This is a genomic window from Marivirga arenosa (assembly GCF_030503875.2).
Taxonomy (GTDB): Bacteria; Bacteroidota; Bacteroidia; order Cytophagales; family Cyclobacteriaceae; genus Marivirga; species Marivirga arenosa.
Window position 1 is genome coordinate 2,781,079 of the sequence record NZ_CP129968.2, and the last position, 23,287, is coordinate 2,804,365.

The following is a 23,287-nucleotide window of genomic DNA, read 5'->3' on the forward strand; positions in this document are numbered from 1 at the left end:
GAAATGAAGTAGATTAACAATTCATCATTTTCTTTGAGGAATTTATTTCCATTTACCAATCATCCCTCTATATTTGCAGGGTTTCAAAAAAATAACTAAAACTTATGAGCAATATTATCTGGATTGTCCCGATTCTCGGGATTGTGGGACTGATTGTTATGGCTATCAAATCCGCATGGGTATCGAAGCAAGATGCCGGTGATGAGAGGATGCAAGAATTAGCTGGATACATAGCAAAAGGTGCTATGGCATTTTTAAAAGCCGAATGGAAGGTAATGTTCTACTTTGTGATCATTGCCGGTATATTGTTGGCATATTCTGGCACATTAGTGGAAACATCATCTCCTGTAATTGCAATTTCATTTATTATAGGTGCTATTTTTTCAGCATTTGCAGGTTACGTAGGAATGAATATTGCTACTAAAGCGAATGTGAGAACTACTCAATCCGCAAAAACTAGTCTAGCAAAAGCTTTGAAAGTATCATTTTCAGGTGGTACTGTAATGGGGCTTGGTGTTGCAGGCCTTGCAGTTTTTGGAATGGGTACTCTATTTATTTTCTTCTATAACCTTTATGTATTACAAACTGGTGGTGATGTAAACGGTTTGGAAATGGAAAAAGCATTAGAAGTGTTAGCAGGTTTTTCTTTAGGAGCTGAATCAATTGCATTATTCGCCAGAGTTGGTGGTGGTATCTATACGAAAGCTGCCGATGTTGGTGCTGATTTAGTGGGTAAGGTTGAAGCTGGAATTCCAGAGGATGATCCAAGAAACCCTGCAACTATTGCAGATAATGTTGGAGATAATGTTGGAGATGTTGCAGGTATGGGAGCCGATTTATTTGGTTCTTATGTAGCTACTATCTTAGCTTCAATGGTATTAGGTAGAGAAATCATCTCTGAAGATCAGTTTGGTGGTATTGCACCTATCCTTTTACCCATGATAATTGCAGGTTTAGGATTAGTATTCTCTATTGTAGGTACTCTTTTCGTTAGAGTTCAAAATGAAACTGATAGTGTTCAAAAGGCACTAAACTGGGGAAACTGGTCTTCGATCATTCTTACCGTTATAGCTTCTTATTTCTTAGTGGACTACATGTTACCAGAAACACTTGTTATCCGTGGATTCGAATTTGGTAGTATGGATGTATTCTGGGCTATATTTACAGGTCTTATTGTAGGTGCTTTAATGAGTATCATAACAGAATATTATACTTCTATGGGTAAAAAACCTGTATTATCTATAGTGAAACAATCAAGTACTGGTTCTGCTACAAACATCATTGGTGGTTTAGCAGTCGGTATGCAGTCAACTGTATTGCCGATATTAGTTTTAGCGGTAGGTATAGTAGTTTCTTATTCTTTCGCTGGTTTATATGGTGTAGCAATTGCTGCTGCTGGTATGATGGCAACTACAGCTATGCAATTAGCGATTGATGCTTTCGGTCCTATTGCTGATAATGCAGGTGGTATTGCAGAAATGAGCGGATTACCTGAAGAAGTAAGAGATAGAACTGATAATCTTGATGCGGTTGGTAATACTACTGCTGCAACGGGTAAAGGCTTTGCTATTGCTTCTGCTGCATTAACTGCATTAGCTCTTTTTGCAGCTTTCGTTGGTATTTCCGGCATTGACTCAATTGATATTTACAAAGCTCCTGTATTGGCTGCTTTATTTGTTGGGGGTATGATTCCATTCATCTTCTCTTCATTAGCAATAGCTGCTGTAGGTAGAGCTGCAATGGATATGGTACAAGAAGTAAGAAGACAGTTTAAAGAAATGCCTGGCATTATGGAAGGTACAACTAAACCAGAGTATGAAAAATGTGTAGACATCTCTACTAAAGCCTCTATTCGTGAAATGATTTTGCCAGGTGCTATTGCGTTAATCGTTCCTTTATTAGTTGGATTTGGTTTAAAAGGAGTATTTGAAGATACTTCTTCTGCAGAAATCTTAGGTGGATTATTAGCAGGTGTTACCGTTTCAGGTGTTTTAATGGGAATATTCCAGAATAACGCTGGTGGTGCTTGGGACAATGCTAAAAAATCATTCGAAAAAGGAGTAGAAATTAATGGCAAAATGGAGTATAAAGGATCTGAAGCTCATAAAGCATCAGTGACTGGTGATACCGTTGGTGATCCTTTTAAAGATACTTCTGGCCCATCTATGAACATTTTAATTAAATTAATGTCTATTGTAGCATTAGTTATCGCTCCTCACATTTCTGTTAAGGACCATAGCACTGCAGAAGTGAAGAAAGAGGTTAAAGAAATAGTAGTGGAAAAAAGCGAAGTGATTCAAGCTGAGAAATAAGCTTTTTTAAATGATTTGTGAAAGGTTAGTTGGTCATCCAACTAACCTTTTTTGTTAAAATTGTTTTCTGAATTCTGAAATCAATTCACTTACCTTTTATTGTATTTACAGTAAATCATTTCTATTTTGCTAATTAATTGAAGCATTAGAAAAAGTAATCAAATGGCGGATAAAAATTCTCGAAATCAAGAACAGAACAGAAAGCTTAATATTAAAAATTACGTTCGAATTGATTTTAAAACCCTTCAAGGCAGAATTTCTATAGGTTTTATTATAATTGGTGCATTCGCATTGATTATGTTAGTAAGCAGCAACAGAGCTTGGAAAAACCAAATTGAGGATGGTAAAAATCTAATTGCTTTAAATAAAAACAGTAATACGCTAGTAGCTGAGGTTCAACAATTGGTTGATTTAACCACTATTTTAACCTTTCGTTACGTCAGTACAGAAGATGATTTCTACAAAAATGACCTAGAAAGATGGTGGGCTGATGAACTATACCCTAAAGTTGATGAACTCGATAGCTTAGTAAGAGAATATGGAGACAAAAATGTAATCACTTATACGGAAGAGCTGAAAGAACATCTTCCAAAAATAAAGAAAACCCAAAAAGAAGCTATTGATAATCTTAACTATTCAATATTGAATAGTGATTCAACGATAGACGATATCTTACATTTAACTTTTTTAAGAGAAAATATTCAAGATAGATTACAAATGGCTGAGCAAGAAGCTATTCAAGATATTCAAGACGCAGAAAGAAACATTCCTTTAATGCTTATAATTGAATTCATAATAGCCTCTATTATCAGTAGCATTATAGCTGTATTTATTATTCGATCAGTTCTGAAAAGAATAAACTTCCTAAAATCAAATATTAGAGAACTTTCTAAAGGTAATCTTCCAGATAATTTAGAAGAATCGGAAGATGAAATGAATTCCATTATCAAAGGTATCAATGAATTAATATTTAATTTAAAGGGAATAACCCGATTTGCTGAAGAAGTTGGTAAAGGTGATTTCAATACGAAAATATCTGTTTTTAATAACGAAGGTCATTTAGGTCAGTCTTTAGCCGACATGCGCAATAAACTGCAAACCGTTGCGGAACAGGATAAAAGAAGAGTTTGGTTTAATGAGGGAGTTGCAAAATTTGGGGATATTCTACGTAAAAATGATAGCAGTATAGAGGATCTCTCATCCAGCTTAATATCTGAACTAGTAGAATATACGGATTCTATTCAAGGTTCATTATTTATTGTTGATAAAGAAAATGAAAATGATATTAAAATCATTCTTAAGGGAGCTTATGCCTACCATCGACAAAAATTCATTGAAAAAGAATTAGCTCCTGGTCAAGGTTTAGTTGGACAATGTTATTTAGAAAAAGAATACATCTATTTATCTGAAATACCTGAAAATTATGTTAGCATCCGATCTGGTTTAGGTGAATCATCCCCTACTCACATTTTAATTAGCCCAATGAAATTGAATGAAGAAATATTCGGAATAATTGAATTAGCATCATTCCAACCATATGAAGAATATCATATGAATTTCATTGATAAAGTGGGTGAAAGTATTGCCTCAACTATTCAAGGCCTTCAAGTATCATTAGAAACTAAAAAGCTTCTTGAAGAGTCTCAAATGAAGGCAGAACAATTACAAGCTCAAGAAGAAGAAATGCGACAAAATGCTGAAGAGCTTGAAGCTACTCAAGAGGAAATGGAGAGGCAAAGTAAAGAAATGGGGGCCTTTAATCAAGGAGTTCGCGTTTCAACTATGGTAGCTGAATTTAATAAAGAGGGTGAGATTTTAGATATCAATAATCAATTACAAATTCAAACAGGTTGGAGTAATGACGAAATTATAGGTTTAGATAGAAAGAGGCTAATCATATATGATGAAGATATTGATTGGACACAAACTTGGAATAAAATTACAGACAGCATGTCATTGAGTGCTTCTGGCACTTTAATTGGTAAAAGCGGTAATGAAATTCCTATTATTGCTCATTGTATTCCAGTTTCTGATGAATCAGGTAATACTGCTAAAATTGCGTGTATTTTCATCAAGAAAGAGAATTTTCAATAACATTATAATTTAATGCTGGTTATAATTCTTTAAAGCTATAGCCTTGAAAGAATTTTCGAAACTCATTACGGCATTAGATCAAACCAACAAGACAAACGATAAAGTTGAGGCGCTAAAGCATTATTTCAAAAGGGCTGAGGACCATGATAAAATATGGACTTTGGCACTTTTTACTCATCGTAGACCCAAAAGAGCAGTCAAAACATCCTTACTAAAAGCATGGGTAATGGAATGGACCTCCATACCTGAATGGCTTTTTCAGGAATCTTATCATGTAGTGGGTGATTTAGCTGAAACAATCTCACTTCTACTGGCTAATATAGATTGTAAATCTAATGCTGAGGATAAACCCCTCACCTATTATATCAACACTTTGAACAGAATCAGAAATGAAGATCTGATTGAAAAAAAACAAGTATTATATACTCTTTATCAAGAATTAGATCAACAAGAGAGATTTGTATTCACAAAAATCATGACAGGTGGCTGGCGAGTTGGTGTATCTCAAAACTTAATTACTAAAGCACTTAGTGAAACTTACAATATAGATAAAACTATTATTGCTCACAGATTAATGGGAGATTGGTCTCCAGAAAAATTAAGTTTTGAAGAACTGATATTTGAAGAAAATAGCAAAGATTTAGCATCAAGGCCCTACCCTTTTTATTTGGCACACCCAATTGAAACCAATGAAATAAAAGAAAAGCTAAAACCGGAAGAATGGCAAGCAGAATGGAAATGGGACGGTATAAGAGGCCAAATCATTAAACGAAAGGAGGAAGTTTTCATATGGAGCAGAGGGGAAGAGTTAATCACTGATAAATTTCCAGAACTAAAAGAGATGGCCAACCAATTACCAAATGGTACTGTTCTAGACGGAGAAATCACTGCATTTGAAAATGGCGAACCTTTATCTTTTGCAGTTTTACAAACAAGGATTGGACGCAAAAATGTCACTAAGAATCTATTAAAAAAGGCTCCTGTTGTTTTTATCAGTTACGACTTAATTGAGTTTAACGGGCTGGATTATAGAAATCGACCACTTAATACTAGAAAAGCTGAATTAGATAATATCATTCAGCAAACATCAGATAGTCGGCTAATCAGTTCTGAAAGTTTAAGGTTTGATAATTGGAGTGAATTAGAGGAGATTAGAAAAAAATCTCGTTCAGTAAAAACTGAAGGCATTATGCTAAAAAACCTAGATTCCGTTTATGAAGCTGGTAGAAAAAGAGGAAGCTGGTGGAAATGGAAAATTGCTCCATTAACTATAGATGGCGTAATGATTTATGCCCAAAAAGGACATGGCAGAAGAGCAGATTTATATTCAGATTACACATTGGCTGTTTGGCATGAGGATGAATTAATACCTTTCGCTAAAGCCTATTCTGGACTGACAGATGCCGAAATGAAAAAAGTTGATTCTTTTGTCAAAAAAAATACAAAAGAAAAGTTTGGTCCTGTCAGAACTGTGAAACCTGCATTGGTTTTTGAAATAGCATTCGAGGGCATTCAAGAATCAAAGCGACATAAATCAGGTATTGCTCTACGCTTTCCAAGAATCAAAAGATGGAGAAAAGACAAATCCATATCTGAAGCTAATAAACTCATTGATTTACAGGAATTATTAGAAAAATATGGATGATCAATTGAAAGCTGGAATTAATTGGTTTAAGAAAAAAGGTTGGGACCCTTTTGCTTTTCAATTGGAAACATGGAAACACTTCATTGATGGTAATTCTGGCCTACTTAATGCGCCAACTGGCAGTGGAAAAACCTATGCAATCTGGATTGGCTATTTACTTTCCAACTTAAATAAAAAACCAAAAAAGGGATTGAAGTTTTTATGGGTTTTACCTTTAAGAGCACTTTCAAAGGATATTCAATCTGCAATTCACGAAGCTGCTTATGATTTTGGTTTTGATTGGAAAATTGAAATACGAACAGGTGATACGTCAACTAAAGATAGAAAACGACAAAAAACAAGCCCTCCTGATTGCCTAATCACTACTCCTGAAAGTTTGCATCTACTTTTGAGTCAAAAAAATTCTACCAGCTATTTTAAAAATCTTGAAGCCTTGGTAGTAGATGAATGGCACGAATTATTAGGAAGTAAAAGAGGTGTTCAGGTAGAATTAGCTCTATCATCATTTAAAGCTTTCAGCAAAAGCAAACTTAAAATATGGGGGATCTCAGCCACTATAGGTAATCTACCTGAAGCTCAAAAAGTATTGCTTGGACCTAATAATTCAGATGGTATTTTCATCAGTGCAAAACTTGATAAAGAAATAAAAATTGAATCCATACTTCCCGATGAAGTAGAAAAATATCCATGGGCGGGACACTTAGGAATAAAACTCATTGATAAAGTTCTACCCATAATAAATGAGAATAAAACTACTTTAATATTTACAAATACGAGATCCCAAACTGAAATATGGTATCAACAATTACTGAATAAAGATCCTAATCTAGCTGGAGCTATTGCCATGCATCATGGCTCATTAAATAATCAAATCAGAACTTGGGTAGAAGAAGCTTTGCATTCTGGCCAGATAAAAGTTGTGGTTTGTACTTCCAGTTTGGATTTAGGTGTTGATTTCAGACCAGTTGATACCATTATTCAGGTTGGTGGACCAAAAGGAGTAGCAAGATTTGCACAACGAGCTGGGAGAAGTGGGCATAGGCCAGGTGAAATCAGTAAAATATACTTCCTTCCTACTCACTCTTTAGAACTAATTGAAGGTGCGGCTTTAAGATCAGCCATTAAACAAAAGGATTTCGAAGCTAGAATCCCTATTAAAATGGCTTTGGATGTACTGCTTCAATTTATGACCACTTTAGCAGTAAGTGATGGTTTTGATGCAGATAAGTTATTTAAGCAAATTACAGAAATCTATTGTTATCAAGACTTATCCAAAAAAGAATGGAATTGGTTATTAGACTTTTTAAAAACAGGTGGTAAAAGCTTATCAGCTTATGATGAATATCAAAAAACTACAGAAGAAAATGGCCTTATTAAAGTGACAAACAGAAGAATTGCAATGCGCCATAGGTTATCCATTGGTACCATAGTAGGCGATCAGGTATTAAATGTAAAATATGTAAAAGGAGGTCATTTAGGAACAATAGAAGAGTATTTCATCAGCAAACTTAAAGTTGGTGACACTTTTTGGTTTTCTGGTAAAGCATTGGAATATGTTAGACTAAAAGATATGACAGTTCAAGTAAAGAAAAGTAAAAGGAAAACCGGCTTAATTCCCCAGTGGATGGGTGGTAGAATGCCATTATCTTCACAACTGTCACTACATATAAAGGAAAAACTTGAAAAAATAAAAAACAATCAATTAGATGAAATAGAATTATCTACAATACAACCTCTAATAAATAGACAACTAGAACTATCCGTCATTCCAAACAAAGACGAATTGTTAATAGAATCTGTAAAATCAAAAGAAGGTTTCCACATATTCATATTTCCTTTTGAGGGGCGATTTATACATGAGGTAATGGCCGGACTTATTGCCTACAGGATAAGTGTTTCTCAACCCATTACATTTTCCATTGCAATGAATGATTATGGCTTTGAATTACTCACGGATGAAGAATTTGATTTTGAAGAAATGTTATCACTTGACTTATTTTCACTAAACAATATTAAAGAAGATATTATGCTGGGAATAAATGAAACAGAGATGGCTAAAAGAAAATTTAGAGATATAGCTTCAATATCGGGCATGATTTTTAAAGGGTTTCCAGGAAAGAATATAAAGGAAAAACACATTCAAGCTTCCTCTTCTATTTTATATGATGTTTTTACTGAATATGAACCTGAAAATCTGTTGTTAAAGCAAGCTCATAAAGAAGTAGTTGAGCAACAATTGGAGGAAGAAAGATTAATTGAATCGATGCGGAAAATCAATCAACAAAAAATAATTTATAACAAAACTTTAAAACCCTCACCTTTTGCATTCCCTATTATGGTGGATCGATTAAGGGAAAAATTTTCAACAGAAAGTCTGGAAGAAAGAGTGGCGAAAATGCAGATACAATTAGAAAATTAATAATTTTAACTTTAGATTTGAAGGCTGTAATATTTAAAATAAAATGAAGAGATTTACATTACTATTAGTATTTATAGGGATAAGTTTCACTGCAATATCACAATCCGTTGTCACTGGAAAGTGGAAAACAATTGATGATGAGACAGGAAAAGAAAAAAGTATTGTTGAGATATATGAAAAAGATGGAGAGCTTTATGGAAAAATTTTAAAAATATTTACCGAACCTAATGAAGATCAGGACCCTATTTGTGATAAATGTTCTGGTGACAGAAAAAATAAAAAAATCATAGGAATGGAAATCATTCGTGATATGGAATGGGATGCAGATGATGAAGAATGGGAAGACGGTGAAATTCTTGATCCTGAAGATGGAAAAACTTATGATTGTGTAATCTGGAGAGAGGGTGATGATCTTAAAGTAAGAGGATATGTAGCCTTTTTCTATAGAACTCAAACTTGGAAAAAAGCAGACTAATCATTTGATATTAAAAGTAGTAGGCAAAGAATTAGAACTTTCAGAAGACCGAGTTATTTTTTGGTCCGATAAAGAAGTATTATTTATTGCGGACTTACATATAGGCAAAACCAGTCATTTTAGAAAATCTGGAATTGCTATTCCCACTGGAATTATTGACGCTGAAATAGCAAGACTTGAAGCTTTAATTAAAAAGTATCACCCTAAAAGAGTTTTCTTTTTGGGTGATTTATTTCATAGCGATTTAAATCATGAATGGACTCTATTTGATCATTTCTTAAATCGTAATTCTACAGTTGAATTTATTCTTATTAAAGGCAATCATGACATTCTTCCAAAAGCTATCTATGATCAAAGTATTTTGATTATAGAAGAAGAGCCATTTCAATTAGATTCATTTATTTTAAGTCATCATCCATTAATAAAATCTCAACTAAAAGAGGGTTATATTAATCTTTGCGGACATATACATCCAGGCCTTTCTATAAAAACTAAAGGAAGATCCTACCTAAAACTACCTTGTTTTTATCATAAAAAAAATCAATTGATATTACCTGCATTTGGTAAATTAACTGGATTAGCCAAAATCAGTCCTTCAAAAGAAGAGACTGTTTTTGTAACACTTAATAATTCGGTTAAAGAAATAAAATTAAACAAACATTAACTTTCCGTTCATTAATTTCAAATTATCTGAAACTATTGAATTGTAATGTATTCGCTGTTTTTATATTCAATTATTTATAATTTTTTCCGTATAATTATAATTATTTAAAAATCTTGGGGTTACCTAAAAGCCTTAAGAAGTATTAACAAATGAAATTAACTGACGAACAAGTACTAAACCGCATCAAATTAGGCGATGAATCTGCTTTAGATTATCTCTACAAGCAGCATTATAAAATGATGCTTAGGATGGTTCTCAGAAATAATGGTTCAGAGCAAGAGGCTTTGGACATCTTCCAAGATGCCTTAATTGTATTTTGGCAAAAAGCAATGGATGAAAAATTTACGCTAACTTCAAAAATAAGTACTTACTTATTTAGTATATGTAAGAACTTATGGAGAAAAGAATTAGATAGAAAGAAAAATTTTGAAGAAAGCGATAAAGAAGAAAGCGAGCATAACCAATTTGAAAATCAAGAAATGGTTAAAATAATTCATGAATGTATTAATGAATTAGGAGACTCGTGTAAACAAATATTAAACTATCACTATTTTGATGGTCTGTCAATGGATCAAATAGCTAAAAAAATGGGACTGGCTAATAGTGATACAGCTAAAACAAAAAGGTATAAATGTAAAAAAAGACTGGATGATCTTATCAGATCAAGATATCAGGCCAGCGACTTTTTAGACTAACAATTATGAGTGAAATCAATTACTTTCGCTTAATCGAAGCATATTTTGAGGGGACTATCTCCCCTAATGAGAAAGCTATGCTTGAAGCAAAAATTGAATCTGATCCGCTAGTAAAAGCTGAATTTGATTTACAAAAAAACATCATTCAAGGAATAGCTAATACACGAAAACTAGAATTGAAATCAAGATTAGCTTCAATTGATTTACCTACAACTGCTGGAGTTTTAGGTGGAAGTGGAGTTAAATGGCTAGCAGGCACTATTACTGGAGTAACTTTATTTGGTAGTGTTCTTTATTGGTCACTTTACAATTTTAATGAAGTGATTAAACCACTTGACATCAATGTTGCTCAAGCTATGGAATTTAAAAGTCCAAAATTTGATGAAATCCCAACAGTTCAAAGAGAAATCACAAGTACTCCAAAAAATATAGCTGAAAAACCAAGTTCAATAGAGCTTGTTGAAGAAAAAATTAAAGAAGAAGAGAGAAAAGAAAATACTGCTAAGGTAAAACCACAGTCTTTAATTTCTTATGAAGACGACAAAATATTTTCTGAGCATAATGAAGAGGAAATAGAGAATATCTCTAGTAAGGATATTGCGCTTAATAGAGCTGACAAGACTGAAATACAATTATTTGAAGGAATTGATTCTCAAGACAATTTCCATTACAGATATTATAACTCTAAGCTTTATTTATATGGGGACTTCAAAAAGATGCCTTACCAAATCATTGAGTTAAATGATAAAGGAAGGAAACAATTGTTCCTAAGCTATAATCAGGATGTATTTATTATAAAAGATAATACAACGGATATAACACCATTATCAAAACTTGATGATGAATTATTAAAAATGGAAATAGACCTAATTCTAGAAGATTAACTACTAGGTTTAAACAATAATAAATGAGGCTTTTCAATTTTTGGAAAGCCTTTTTTGTTTTTATATCAAATTAATAAGCTAAGCATAAATAAATTCTTATTTTTGGGCTTTGATTTATGAGCAAAGAAAAAAAATATAGAAAGAAGAAAAAGCTTGGGCACTATCCTTTTGTAAGCGTCATATTAAGTATGACGCTTGCCTTATTTATTCTAGGTTTATTCGCACTTTTAATTACCACCACTTCCTCTCTAACAAAAGTGATTCAGCAAAATGTGGAGATGCAAGTATATTTAAATTCAAATTTATCTGAACCGCAACAGTTAAGGATAAGTAAATCATTAGCTTCAAAAGCTTATATTCTTAAGGGAGAAGATATTGAATCAGTGAGATTTATTTCCAAAAAAGAAGCTGCTGAAAAATTTATTGAAGATACTGGTGAAGACTTCATGGAATTCTTGGGTGATAACCCTCTAAAAGATGCGTATATCGTTAAAATCTCATCAGATTTTCATTCTTCTGAAAAAATGCTTGAAGTACAAAAAGACATAGAGAAAATTAACGGTGTTTTTGAGGTTATTTACACCAATAACATGGTACAAAGTATCAATGAAAACATCACAAAAATTAGTATTGTGCTATTAAGTATCTCAATCTTACTATTTATTGTGATCGGTATTTTGATTAACAATACAATAAAATTAGCATTGTTTTCACAAAGATTTTTAATAAGAAGTATGCAACTTGTGGGCGCAACTAAAGGTTTTATCAGAAAACCATTTATTTATCGTTCCATTTTACATGGAATAGTTTCTGCCACAATTGCTGCAGCTTTATTGTATGGATTATTAGCATATGGTAGCGAGCAATTGGAAGGTTTAGCAGAATTACAAAACCAACAAATGCAATTGATAATTTTTGGTGGATTAATTTTAACCGGTATTATCATTGCAACTTTTAGTACTTACAGAGCCATGCAAAAATATATGGCAATGTCTTTAGATGAATTATATTAAATAATATTTATGTCAGAGAAAAAGAAACTAGCATTTGGTAAAAGCAATTATATTTTAATGATTGCTGGAATTTTAACTCTTATCACAGGATTTATCATTATGACATTAGATTCCGAACAATATGGTTTTGGATTTCTTGGTCTTACATTAGGTCCTATAATCGTTTTTATAGGTTTCATAGTAGAAATATTTGCAATTCTTAAGCGACCTAAACACTAAAATGGGAGTATTAGAAGCTATTATCCTTGGTATCATCCAAGGATTATCTGAGTTTTTACCAATTAGCAGTAGCGGTCATTTAGAAATCGGAGCAGTATTATTAAACGCACATACTTCTGAAAGCTTATTATTTTCAGTATTAGTTCATGCTGCCACTGCATTATCGACTATAATAGTTTTCCGAAAAGACATTGGAAATATCTTTCAAGATCTATTTAAATTCAAATGGAACGAATCTTATGATTTTGTATCCAAAATAGTGCTGTCTATGATTCCAATTGGAATTATAGGAGTCTTTTTTGAAGATCAAGTTGAAAGCTTCTTTACAGGTAATTTACTTTTGGTTGGCAGTATGCTTTTGGTAACAGCAGTTTTACTCGCATTTACAGAAACTGTAAAATCAAAAGAAGGAGGAAATGTAAACTATTGGCAGGCTCTTGTAATTGGAATAGCTCAATCTATCGCTATTCTTCCTGGAATTTCAAGGTCAGGGGCTACTATAGCAACTGCCTTGTTAATAGGGGTTAATAAAGAGAAGGCAGCAAGGTTTTCATTTTTAATGGTCCTTGTACCGATTTTAGGTGCTTCTTTCTTAAAAGTTTTAGATTACCTAGAACAACCCGCTGTGGAAAGTCAAACTTCATCACTTGCTTTACTACTAGGTTTTTTAATGGCTTTTCTTGCTGGTCTATTTGCTTGCAAAGCCATGATTAAAATTGTTAAAGAAGGAAAATTACTTTATTTCGCTATTTATTGTGCGATCATTGGAAGTATAGCTATAATAAGCCAGTTAATATGAGTGAGGAGCAAAATGGCTATAATGAGGGAAAAGTACTCCTTATTGATAAACCATTAAATTGGACATCTTTTGATGTTGTTAAAAAATTAAGATACACCTTAAAGGTTAAGAAAATTGGTCATGCAGGCACATTAGATCCCTTAGCAACGGGATTACTTATCCTATGTACTGGTAAGATGACGAAGTCTATTGAAAAATATCAAGCTCAACAAAAAGAATATACTGGAGAGTTTACTATTGGATATACAACCCCTTCCTATGATTTGGAAACTGAACCTGAATTCCAAAAGTCAACTGAAAATATTTCGTTAGAGGATTTAAAAAAGGCCACCGAAAACTTTATTGGTGAAATTGAACAAACCCCTCCTATTTTTTCTGCTGTTAAAAAAGATGGTAAAAGAGCATATGAATTAGCTCGAGAAGGTAAGGATGTGAAATTAAAATCGAGAAAGGTAAATATTGAAGAGTTTGAAATTATCGATTTTCAAAATCAAAAAGTAAAGTTTAGAGTTAGTTGCTCAAAAGGCACATACATTAGAAGCCTGGCAAATGATTTTGGTGAGATACTTGGTGTAGGTGCTTACTTATCAGAATTAAGAAGAACAAAAATCGGTAACTTTTCAGTTGATGATGCTGAAAACCTGAGTGAATTTGTAGAAAAACATAAAGCAAGCGTCAATGATCGTCCATGACGGGTATGAAAATTTAGAAGGTATAAAAAATGCTGTGGTCACCATCGGTACATTTGATGGCGTTCATATCGGGCATCAAGAAATAATCAGTCGTATTATTGATTTGGCTAAATCAGTTGATGGGGAAACTGCTTTAGTAACCTTTTGGCCACATCCAAGATATGTATTAGGCAAAAATCCAGATCACCTAAAACTATTAACCACTTTTGATGAAAAAGCTGAGATTTTAGAGCAATTAGGTCTAGATCATTTGGTAAGAGTAAATTTCACTAAAGAATTTTCTCGCTGGACCTCAGAACAATTTATTCAAAGAATTATAATATTAGCTTTACATACCAAAAGATTAGTAATTGGATATGATCATCGTTTCGGTAAAGACCGAGAAGGTGGTTTTGAACATTTAAAAAATAATGCTAAGCGATACGGCTTTGATGTTGAGGAAATATCAAAACAAACTATAGATAATGTAGGTATCAGTTCGACTAAAATACGTAATGCAGTTGAAGAAGGAAATGTACAACATGCTCATGATTTTTTAGGTAGATATTATGAAATAAATGGCGTAGTGGTGAGTGGTGACAAAATCGGTAAAACACTCGGCTTCGCAACTGCGAATATTGATGTTGAAGAGAAATATAAATTAATACCAGCTGATGGGGCTTATGCAGTTTTAGCAACTGTAAAAAACAAAACCTATCATGCAATGCTTAATATTGGGTACAGACCTACTGTAGATGGTAAAACAAAAAGGATTGAAGCTAATCTTTTTGATTTCAATGACAGTATTTATGATGAGAAAATTAAAATTACTTTCATAAAAAAGTTAAGAGATGAAATAAAATTCAACTCCAAAGAGGAACTTAGTGACCAGCTAACGAAAGATAAAGAAAATGCGATACAAATCTTAAATCAGCATATTCAATAACCATTAAATTAATTAACTTAGAGTAAGATTACATTTAATCAGGAGCTTTTAAATAGATAAAAAATGATTAATAAAGTAGTTAAAAATGCTAGTGAAGCAGTAAAAGACATACCTGATAATGCAGTATTGATGTTAGGAGGTTTTGGTTTGTGCGGTATTCCTGAAAACAGTATTTCTGCATTATTAGATAGTAAAGTAAAAGGATTGACCTGCATTTCTAATAATGCGGGTGTAGATGATTTTGGTATCGGACTTTTATTAAAAACTCACCAAGTAAAGAAAATGATCTCTTCATATGTAGGAGAAAATGCAGAGTTTGAGAGGCAACTTCTTTCTGGTGAATTAGAAGTAGAACTTATACCTCAAGGTACTTTAGCTGAAAGGGTAAGAGCTGGTGGTGCTGGTATTCCTGCATTTTTTACGCCAGCAGGCTTTGGGACTGAAGTTGCCGAAGGTAAAGAAACTAGAGAGTTCGATGGTAAAATGTATCTATTAGAATCTGGATTAACAGCTGATTTTTCATTGGTGAAAGCCTGGAAAGGCGATACTGCTGGAAATTTAATATTTAAGGGTACCGCCAGAAACTTCAATCCTATGATGGCAGCAGCTGGTAAAATAACTATTGCTGAAGTTGAAGAATTAGTACCTGCAGGTGAATTAGATCCTAATGAAATTCATACTCCTGGAATATACGTGCAACGTATTTTCGAAGGTAAAAATTATGAAAAAAGAATAGAACAAAGAACTGTAAGATCTTAAGTTATGGCACTAGATAAAATTGGAATAGCAAAAAGAATAGCTCAGGAAGTACAAGATGGAATGTATATTAATCTTGGTATTGGTATACCAACCCTAGTTGCCAATTATATCCCTGATGCTTTAGATGTAGTATTACAATCAGAAAATGGTTTACTAGGCATTGGCCAATTCCCTACTGAAGATGAAGTGGATGCTGATTTAATTAATGCTGGTAAACAAACCATTACCATGCGCGATGGATCAGTATTATTTGATTCTTCTGAAAGCTTTGCCATGATTAGAGGTGGGCATGTAGACCTGACTATTTTAGGGGCCATGGAGGTTTCCGAAAATGGTGACATTGCCAACTGGAAAATTCCAGGAAAGATGGTAAAAGGAATGGGTGGAGCGATGGATTTAGTAGCTTCAGCTAAAAATATAATTGTTGCCATGCAACATACTAGCCGAAGTGGTGATTCTAAACTTTTAAAAGAATGTACACTTCCAATAACAGGCTTGAATTGTGTAAAGAAAATTGTGACCAATTTAGCAGTTCTAGAAGTTCAGGAAGAAGGTGGTTTCAAATTAATCGAAAGAGCTCCAGGTGTTAGCGTTGATGAAATAAAAGAAGCCACAGCTGGTAAGCTAATTATTGAAGGCGATATACCTGAAATGAAAATTGATTAATATGAGAAAGCTAAATGTAAGCGTATTTTTAATTGCACTACTCAGTACATTCATTTTCAAAGCTTGTAAAGACAAGAATGATGATTTTGTATTCCTTTCAATTGAAGAGGATGTGGACTTAGGGGCTCAAGTAGCAGCCGAAATAGAAAATGATCCTGAACAATTTCCTGTTTTAGATGAGGCAGAATACGCAGATGCTTATACCTATTTAAATGGATTATTAGATGAAATATTAAATTCAGGAGAAGTAGCTTATAAAGAAGAGTTTGCTTGGGATATTCATATTATAGAAGACGACTCCACATTAAATGCATTTGCAACACCAGGTGGTTATATTTATGTGTATACAGGTTTAATAAAATATCTTGATCAAGAAGATGATTTAATGGGGGTTTTAGGTCACGAAGTTGCACATTCGGACTTAAGACATACAAGCAAGAACTTACAAGTTCAATATGGTTTAAGTTTTTTAATCAGCTTAATATCAGGTAATAATTCTAGTGATTTAACAAAAATAGCAGGCCAAATAGCAGGTACAGCAACTGGATTAACTTTTTCTCGTGCTTATGAAAAAGAAGCCGATGATAAATCCGTTGAATATTTGGCTAAAACACCTTACGCATGCAATGGGGCTTATTCATTTTTTCAAAAGTTAATTGATGAAGGGAATTCAGGTAGACTTCCTGCTTTTTTAAGTACTCATCCAAACCCAGAGGATAGAGTGGAAGATATTAATGTAAAAGCTGATGAATTAGGATGTGATACAAACCCTTTAAATCCTGCAAGTTATCAGGATTTCAAAAATATGTTACCGAATTAGTATAAAGTATAATATAGATAGAAGAGCAATAATGAAGAAATCGAACATTAATTTCGAAATTGAATTAGATAAAGATAACGTACCTGAGAAAATCAATTGGAGCGCCACTGATGCAGGTAATGAATTGACAGAGACAAAGAGCATCAGTATATCGCTTTGGGATCATATTCAGAAAAACTCAATGAGAATCGATTTATGGACTAAAGAAATGCCTGTTGATGAAATGAAAAGGTTTTATATTGATTGCTTGGGTGGAATGGCACAAAGCGTATTAAATTCTACTGGTGATGAATTTATGGCTGAGGAAATGAATATGCTTTGCGAAAAATTAGTGAAGCATCTTGAACGAGAAATGAAAGAACAAAAATAAATGAAAGGTGGCTTCGGTCACCTTTTCAGTTTATCATATAGCTTGATAATATCTTTTGTACTTCATACACATCAACTGAATCATTAAACTCTTTATTTACCTTAGGATATTCATTGCCTACCAAATAAATTTTGAGGCTAGCCTTTGAATCAAACTCCTTTGAAGCCTCAATACTGATACTTTCAATTTTTGAATAAGGTATAAAATAATATTCGATAGTTTTATCTTCCTTTTTTCTATGTTCTTCAATAATGAGCCTTTTATTGGTAAAGATATAGGTATCATGATCTATTTTGAACCCCACATCTACTATCTCATCATTTATAAACAAATTACTATATTCTTCGATAAGCTTAGTAGTTTCAATTACACCAGAATTTGAATGAAAAAATGATAGAATTCCCATAGCATTATATTAATAGTTATAATAATTAACGAGAAATCTTGATAAAGGTATGTGATTATTTATATTACTAAAATAATAAACCTAGTTCAAATTTTAATTGATGATAATTAAAAGTTTTATCACCTCCTTGAATTCTACCGGAGTTTAGATAGAAATTATTCGCTTGGTATCTCAATCTATTAATGACTTTAAATTTGTCTGATATCGAGAAATTCACCCCCACAACAGTCCATATACCAAATGAATTATTCGGTTCTAATTTCTGTGTACTATTTTCAAATATGTTTTCTTCTCCAATATTTCCAGTTTTAGGTTTTCTCCTAACAAGATAATTTGTTGAAACATTTAAAAATCTAGTATATGTATAACCAATACCAAAGTATGGTACATTTTTACTTTCACTAAATTCCTTACCAAATCCAAATGGTATATCAAGTTGATCGAATTCAAACGTTAAATTATAATTATATATCCAATACTTATTTGCTGTTGCTATAGTTTCGACTGAATAAGTATAATTAGAAATATAATGGGGAGAAATAAGAATAAAGTAACTGCTTGAAGATCTTAATTTATATTTAAGATCTACACCAAAAAAGATATTATTCCATCTAATTCCAGTAAGTTCATTTATCCTATTTGTTGAGATTCTAGATGAAGTCCAGGAGGTACTCAATCCTATGAAAGTACCAATTTCTAATGAAGGATTTAATCGCTTTTCATCAATAAATATTTTATATTTCTGATTATTACATTCGTGGTAATTTTTCAATATATGTACTAAGCTTTTATAGGTTAAGTTTAAGGACGTTATTTTATCATACAATCCATAGCAGTCACTTAATAAGACATTTAAAGTAGATATATACTCCTTATTATATTTTACTACCACATCTCCTTCTTTATTCTTTTTATTTGATTCAGTATTTTTTAACTTATATAATTTCTTATTTTTTTCTAGATAAAAATCTGACTGATACTTGTAAAGACTAACCTTCCCTTTAAATAATAATTGAAAAAAATGAAATGATGGGTTTCCAAACCTTAAAATACTTTTTTTATAATAAAATTCCCCTTTGCTATTCTTGTATGCTATAATTTCTTCGGTGGGAATTAATTTTCTTTCAATAGTATTCGATTCAATAAAGAAGCCATTTCTGTCGTGTAGAGGATCATTTACTCGTCTTATATCTCCAAATAAAGTATCATTTGATTGTAAAACCAGAAACTCCTGATAATTTTCGTTTTGTGATTTTAATTTATTAGAAACAAGAATTAAGATAAAAATCAAGATTAGACATTGTAAGATTCTTTTAGTGAAGTCTCTTGAGACTAAATATTTTAATGTCATACAAATTTAAATTACAAATTAAAAATCATAGTTCATCTTAAACAACCACAATTGTGTTTCCTGATCTTTATTAAAATTATCATCGGAAATAAATAAAACACTTTTACTTCCATCAGGAAAATTGGGACCAAAAGTTAAGCCTTCAATATTATCAATTCTTATATTATAATCTGAGAAGTCAAGTACTAACCTTTTTGATACAGAATTAAATTCTGAACCCTCTAAATACTCAATATTTTGTATATCTGATGCTTTTGAGGTATTTACTTGGTAAACTCTAACAAAATTACCCACACCTGTTGTATAAGACCTTTCCATCACCCATAATGTGTTATCATCAATCCATAATATTTCAGGGACAGAGTTGATATAAAAGCCATCCTCTGGAATTGGCTTTTTTTGTAATGGTTCAATTTGATAAGCATATTGAGCTAATACTTTGTTATTCTTAATATCATACCTTACTAAACGAAGTGGATAACTTCCTTTGGTAAAGCCTGGTGAAATTCCATCTTGTATTAAAGGTAATTCGTTTACATACCATATTATAGTATCATTCTCAAAGCTTAAACTTTCAAAAGCACCATTTTTACGTACTCCCTTATCCTCATAAAATCTAAATAATGACGGTGTTTCAATATTTCTTAAAAACTCTCCATTTTTATTAATTTCCCAAATAAACGGATCTATATATCCCCCTATTCTCCCTCCTTCACTAGTTATAAAATATGAGTTAGATTTTTTTCTATAGCGAATAGATTCAGGGTCCAACTCATCTTGGGAAAACCTATTATTTAATTCATTTTTCAAATATATAGTATTTAAAAACTCATAGTTTTCAATACCTTCCTCTGAGAATTGAATTTGTAATTTATATAATCTTGCGTCTGAATATTCAGATCTATCATCTGAAATAACTATGTACTGATTAGAACCTAAATAATCTATTGATGACAACCCTCCCAAAACACTTTCATCTTTTATTTTATTTGGATCTAGAATTATTTGATCTACTAATTCGAAGGAATATTTTAAACTTTCATCTGAAGAATTAGAAAGGCTGCAGGCGGATAAAAACAGTATAATTGAAAATAAACTTACTACTCTAAGATTCATGGAATTCAATAAAATTTTTGTCAAAAATAATCAAATAAATGGGCTTTGGATTCAGAAAAACAGCTTTTATCGAAATTAGATGTTTTCTTTAAAAAATATAATTCAAAATTATGCTACTATTGATATTTAAAGGTGTACCTTTGTGTAAATTAAAATTATTATAATGAATAAAGGAACAGTAAAATTCTTTAATGATTCAAAAGGCTTTGGATTTATTATTGACGAAAGCACTCAAAAAGATTATTTCGTACACATTTCAGGTCTTATTGATGATGTTAGAGAAAACGATGAAGTTGTTTATGAGCTTCAAGAAGGTAAAAAAGGTTTAAATGCAGTGAATGTTAAGTTAGCTTAATTGATAAATATACATTTTTAATACATTTGATTATTGAAGGTTTCTCTGTTTAGAGAAACCTTTTTTTATTTCATCAAATTATAATTTCAAAACTTGAAAACAACATGAATCTGATAGTGTTGTCTGTATATAATTTTAGTTATTATGAATTGGAACGAGGTAATTAAATACGCAAATAATGGTAGTCCTGAACCACCTAAAAAAGTGGAGAAAACGGAAACGGAATGGAAAGAAATTCTAACTGCTGAAGAATTCCAGATCACCAGAAAAAAAGGTACTGAAAGAGCATTTACTGGGGAGTATTGTGAAGCTCATGAAGCAGGTAAGTATGCATGCAGATGTTGTGGAACTACCTTATTTGATTCTACCTTGAAATTTGACTCTAGTTCAGGTTGGCCAAGCTTTACTGAACCATTTAAAGATAATGTAATCAAGTACGAAAAGGATGTTAGCTTCGGAATGGTAAGAGTAGAGGTATTATGTAATGTATGCGAGGCTCATTTAGGACATGTATTTCCTGACGGCCCTCCTCCAACAGGCTTGAGGTATTGTATCAATTCCGCTTCCATAAAATTGGAAAATTAATTACCTTATCAAATTTACAAAGGAAGTACCGAGATTATCTGCTAAGATTTTTTTGTACGTAACGCTTTCCTTAAATGCAGGTGTTAAAAATTCACCCCATATTTTCTCCCAATCGCTGCCTTTTGGAAAGATAAATCCTAATTGATCTTCTAATTCACTAAGTGGAATGGGGTGACGCGTAACATCCATTCTGTTCCTAACTGCATCAAAATACTCTGTAAAATCAATTAAAGTAAAATATTTTTCTCCACTTCTAAGTTTTGCATTCACTTCAGACCCTGAGTTCGCATATTCAATATCTAAATCAGGATAGTATTCAGAAGAAATTTCCTTTAAATATTTCTCATGCGTTGAACCCTTTATTATTATTGCCTTATAATCAGAGAAATTACTTGATATTTCAGATAGTTCTTTAATTGCAGGAGCATTTCCATTGGACAATAGTACAGATGGATTATTCATATAAGCTGGTGAAAACGCTAAATATTTTTTCCTTTCGTTTGTAATACTTGTATTACAAACTCCCATTATATTTTTACCATTCTTTACTGTATTTATAAAATCAGTAAATACAGGGACTTTCTTCTTGAAGTCAAACTCTAAATTTACATTATATTTTTCCTTTACAAAGGATTGAAATTCATTCATTATATCAACACAAACACCCTTCATCTGACCTCCTTCCTCAAAAACAAGGCCTGGAGTTTGATAATAAACACAAGTTAATTCTCCTTGACCTTTGCCTTTTATATCTGACCAACTAGAGCCATTTATTTGAGCTTGAGCGCTGATTCCAAGAAATATGAATATTAGATTAAATAATGCAGTAGATAGTTTCATTATATTTAAATTTTGCCATAAATATATTTATTGAAACTATTATTTACAAAAATAATTTAAGCATGTCGTATTCCCATAAGATCTAATTCTGGGATATACTGAAGATTATCTTCCTGTATTGAATCAGGAACGAAAACGAATTTTTTATCAAAGATTTGATTTAAAATGTAATAGCTAACCCAGTACTCATTGTTTAATTGAAATAATTCAGGTTGAATAGGTTCAATTCTAGCGTAACTCTGCTCCTCAACTTTTTCAATCATATGTCTTAAAACTGAAGTTTCTTTCTTATGGCCATCAATTTCACCGTATCCTTTTGAAGTAATCATTACAGTTTCCAGTTCAATCAAGTTTTTATTGACCAAATAAACATCCCATTGAGTTTCACCATTATTTTCTGATTTAGTTAAAACCAACTCTACTCCAGTAACTGGTGAAAAATCTATATCTTTTTTCATGATTTCTCAATCAATTTCATCTCAAACAAATTAGCAATATGCCTTTTTAATTTCTGGCTTACTTCATTAAAATCTTGCTTCTCCCCTAGTTCTGCTTCCATTGAAGTAACGGCTTTATCATCTATACCACATGGAATAATATTGTTAAAATAATCTAGATTTGTATTTACATTAAAAGCAAATCCATGCATCGTTACCCATCTACTGGATTTCACCCCTAGCGCACAAATTTTTCTTGGATTTTTAGCTCCTACCTTAAAATCAATCCAAACGCCTGTCAGACCTTTAATTCTACCTGATTTTATACCGTATTCTTCTAATGTTAATATTACTGCTTCTTCAAGTAGTCTGAGGTATTTATGGATATCAGTAAAGAAATTATCTAAATCTAAAATTGGATACCCTACAATTTGTCCAGGGCCATGATAAGTTATATCACCTCCCCTATTGATTTTATAATAAGTAGCTTCCTTTTCCTTTAGGCCTTTTTTATCTAATAACAAATGATCTTCAGAACCACTTTTTCCCAACGTATAAACATGAGGGTGCTCTAAAAATATTAGGTAATTTGGAGTAATCTCGTGTTCTTCTTCAGTTAGCTTTCGATTAGCTGTTTTTATGTCAATTGTTTTTAAAAACAACTCTTCCTGATAATCCCAAGCCTCTTTATAGTCCATCATTCCTAAGGAAAGGAATTCAGTATTTTTATTTATTTTGTAATTCAC

At 32.2% G+C, this 23,287-nt stretch carries 25 protein-coding genes; 19 read left to right on the forward strand and 6 right to left on the reverse strand.

Annotation, left to right across the window (positions count from 1 at the left end):
- Positions 1-104 precede the first annotated feature (104 nt).
- The 17 genes from QYS47_RS11990 (at position 105) to gldC (ending at position 17,451) form a co-directional block, all read left to right on the forward strand.
- The gene (locus QYS47_RS11990) at positions 105-2,312 is read left to right on the forward strand and encodes a sodium-translocating pyrophosphatase (RefSeq protein ID WP_322346396.1); all 2,208 of its coding nucleotides are present in this window, start codon (positions 105-107) and stop codon (positions 2,310-2,312) included.
- A 162-nt stretch (positions 2,313-2,474) separates the two neighbouring features.
- Positions 2,475-4,406, forward strand: a complete 1,932-nt coding sequence (locus QYS47_RS11995) for a GAF domain-containing protein (RefSeq protein ID WP_322346398.1) — start codon at positions 2,475-2,477, stop codon at positions 4,404-4,406.
- Positions 4,407-4,449: 43 nt separating this feature from the next.
- Positions 4,450-6,051 carry an ATP-dependent DNA ligase gene (locus tag QYS47_RS12000; protein ID WP_322346400.1) on the forward strand — a complete coding sequence of 534 codons (1,602 nt, stop codon included), beginning with the start codon at positions 4,450-4,452 and terminating at the stop codon, positions 6,049-6,051.
- The gene (locus QYS47_RS12005) at positions 6,044-8,470 is read left to right on the forward strand and encodes a ligase-associated DNA damage response DEXH box helicase (protein ID WP_322346402.1); all 2,427 of its coding nucleotides are present in this window, start codon (positions 6,044-6,046) and stop codon (positions 8,468-8,470) included. The genes QYS47_RS12000 and QYS47_RS12005 overlap by 8 nt, the downstream gene beginning before the upstream one ends.
- A 43-nt stretch (positions 8,471-8,513) precedes the next feature.
- Positions 8,514-8,945 (forward strand): DUF2147 domain-containing protein, encoded by a 432-nt coding sequence (locus QYS47_RS12010; RefSeq protein WP_302124452.1) that lies wholly within the window; start codon positions 8,514-8,516, stop codon positions 8,943-8,945.
- A 4-nt stretch (positions 8,946-8,949) separates the two neighbouring features.
- The gene (pdeM, locus tag QYS47_RS12015) at positions 8,950-9,609 is read left to right on the forward strand and encodes a ligase-associated DNA damage response endonuclease PdeM (RefSeq protein ID WP_322346405.1); all 660 of its coding nucleotides are present in this window, start codon (positions 8,950-8,952) and stop codon (positions 9,607-9,609) included.
- Positions 9,610-9,758: 149 nt separating this feature from the next.
- The gene (locus tag QYS47_RS12020; protein WP_322346407.1) at positions 9,759-10,304 is read left to right on the forward strand and encodes an RNA polymerase sigma factor; all 546 of its coding nucleotides are present in this window, start codon (positions 9,759-9,761) and stop codon (positions 10,302-10,304) included.
- 5 nt (positions 10,305-10,309) lie between these two features.
- Positions 10,310-11,188, forward strand: coding sequence for an anti-sigma factor (locus tag QYS47_RS12025; RefSeq protein ID WP_322346409.1), 879 nt, complete (start codon positions 10,310-10,312; stop codon positions 11,186-11,188).
- A 116-nt stretch (positions 11,189-11,304) separates the two neighbouring features.
- The gene (locus tag QYS47_RS12030; RefSeq protein WP_322346411.1) at positions 11,305-12,201 is read left to right on the forward strand and encodes a cell division protein FtsX; all 897 of its coding nucleotides are present in this window, start codon (positions 11,305-11,307) and stop codon (positions 12,199-12,201) included.
- 9 nt (positions 12,202-12,210) lie between these two features.
- Positions 12,211-12,420 (forward strand): DUF3098 domain-containing protein, encoded by a 210-nt coding sequence (locus QYS47_RS12035; protein ID WP_302124443.1) that lies wholly within the window; start codon positions 12,211-12,213, stop codon positions 12,418-12,420.
- Position 12,421: 1 nt separating this feature from the next.
- Positions 12,422-13,219 carry an undecaprenyl-diphosphate phosphatase gene (locus QYS47_RS12040; RefSeq protein WP_322346414.1) on the forward strand — a complete coding sequence of 266 codons (798 nt, stop codon included), beginning with the start codon at positions 12,422-12,424 and terminating at the stop codon, positions 13,217-13,219.
- Positions 13,216-13,911: a tRNA pseudouridine(55) synthase TruB gene (truB, locus tag QYS47_RS12045; protein ID WP_322346415.1), complete on the forward strand. Its 696-nt coding sequence runs from the start codon at positions 13,216-13,218 to the stop codon at positions 13,909-13,911. The genes QYS47_RS12040 and truB overlap by 4 nt, the downstream gene beginning before the upstream one ends.
- On the forward strand, positions 13,898-14,836 hold the full coding sequence (locus QYS47_RS12050; protein ID WP_302124441.1) for a bifunctional riboflavin kinase/FAD synthetase: 939 nt from the start codon (positions 13,898-13,900) through the stop codon (positions 14,834-14,836). The genes truB and QYS47_RS12050 overlap by 14 nt, the downstream gene beginning before the upstream one ends.
- Positions 14,837-14,899: 63 nt before the next feature.
- The gene (locus QYS47_RS12055) at positions 14,900-15,595 is read left to right on the forward strand and encodes a CoA transferase subunit A (RefSeq protein WP_308356400.1); all 696 of its coding nucleotides are present in this window, start codon (positions 14,900-14,902) and stop codon (positions 15,593-15,595) included.
- A gap of 3 nt (positions 15,596-15,598) precedes the next feature.
- Positions 15,599-16,261 carry a 3-oxoacid CoA-transferase subunit B gene (locus tag QYS47_RS12060; RefSeq protein WP_322346419.1) on the forward strand — a complete coding sequence of 221 codons (663 nt, stop codon included), beginning with the start codon at positions 15,599-15,601 and terminating at the stop codon, positions 16,259-16,261.
- A gap of 1 nt (position 16,262) precedes the next feature.
- Complete coding sequence (locus QYS47_RS12065; RefSeq protein ID WP_322346421.1) at positions 16,263-17,081, forward strand: M48 family metalloprotease; 819 nt, start codon at positions 16,263-16,265, stop codon at positions 17,079-17,081.
- 31 nt (positions 17,082-17,112) lie between these two features.
- A complete protein-coding gene (gene gldC, locus QYS47_RS12070) occupies positions 17,113-17,451 on the forward strand; it encodes a gliding motility protein GldC (protein WP_308356399.1) in 339 nt (112 codons plus the stop codon).
- A gap of 25 nt (positions 17,452-17,476) precedes the next feature.
- Here the strand turns inward: gldC and QYS47_RS12075 are convergent, their stop codons facing one another.
- From QYS47_RS12075 to QYS47_RS12085, 3 genes are all read right to left on the reverse strand, one after another.
- Entirely contained in the window at positions 17,477-17,857 is a 381-nt protein-coding gene (locus tag QYS47_RS12075) for a PH domain-containing protein (RefSeq protein ID WP_322346423.1), read from the reverse strand.
- A 67-nt stretch (positions 17,858-17,924) separates the two neighbouring features.
- Positions 17,925-19,208, reverse strand: a complete 1,284-nt coding sequence (locus QYS47_RS12080) for a hypothetical protein (protein WP_322346425.1) — start codon at positions 19,206-19,208, stop codon at positions 17,925-17,927.
- 18 nt (positions 19,209-19,226) lie between these two features.
- Entirely contained in the window at positions 19,227-20,324 is a 1,098-nt protein-coding gene (locus tag QYS47_RS12085; protein ID WP_322346427.1) for an esterase-like activity of phytase family protein, read from the reverse strand.
- 163 nt (positions 20,325-20,487) lie between these two features.
- On the opposite strand from QYS47_RS12085, the gene QYS47_RS12090 reads away from it, so the two are divergent.
- Entirely contained in the window at positions 20,488-20,679 is a 192-nt protein-coding gene (locus QYS47_RS12090) for a cold-shock protein (protein ID WP_302101170.1), read from the forward strand.
- 144 nt (positions 20,680-20,823) lie between these two features.
- Positions 20,824-21,264 carry a peptide-methionine (R)-S-oxide reductase MsrB gene (gene msrB / locus QYS47_RS12095; RefSeq protein ID WP_322346430.1) on the forward strand — a complete coding sequence of 147 codons (441 nt, stop codon included), beginning with the start codon at positions 20,824-20,826 and terminating at the stop codon, positions 21,262-21,264.
- Here msrB and QYS47_RS12100 read toward each other — a convergent pair whose 3' ends face one another.
- The 3 genes from QYS47_RS12100 to lipB are packed head-to-tail and all read right to left on the reverse strand — an operon-like array spanning position 21,265 to position 23,287.
- Complete coding sequence (locus QYS47_RS12100) at positions 21,265-22,104, reverse strand: substrate-binding periplasmic protein (RefSeq protein ID WP_308356395.1); 840 nt, start codon at positions 22,102-22,104, stop codon at positions 21,265-21,267.
- 56 nt (positions 22,105-22,160) lie between these two features.
- Complete coding sequence (locus tag QYS47_RS12105) at positions 22,161-22,562, reverse strand: hypothetical protein (protein ID WP_302124433.1); 402 nt, start codon at positions 22,560-22,562, stop codon at positions 22,161-22,163.
- Positions 22,559-23,287, reverse strand: a complete 729-nt coding sequence (lipB, locus tag QYS47_RS12110) for a lipoyl(octanoyl) transferase LipB (protein ID WP_322346432.1) — start codon at positions 23,285-23,287, stop codon at positions 22,559-22,561. The genes QYS47_RS12105 and lipB overlap by 4 nt, the downstream gene beginning before the upstream one ends.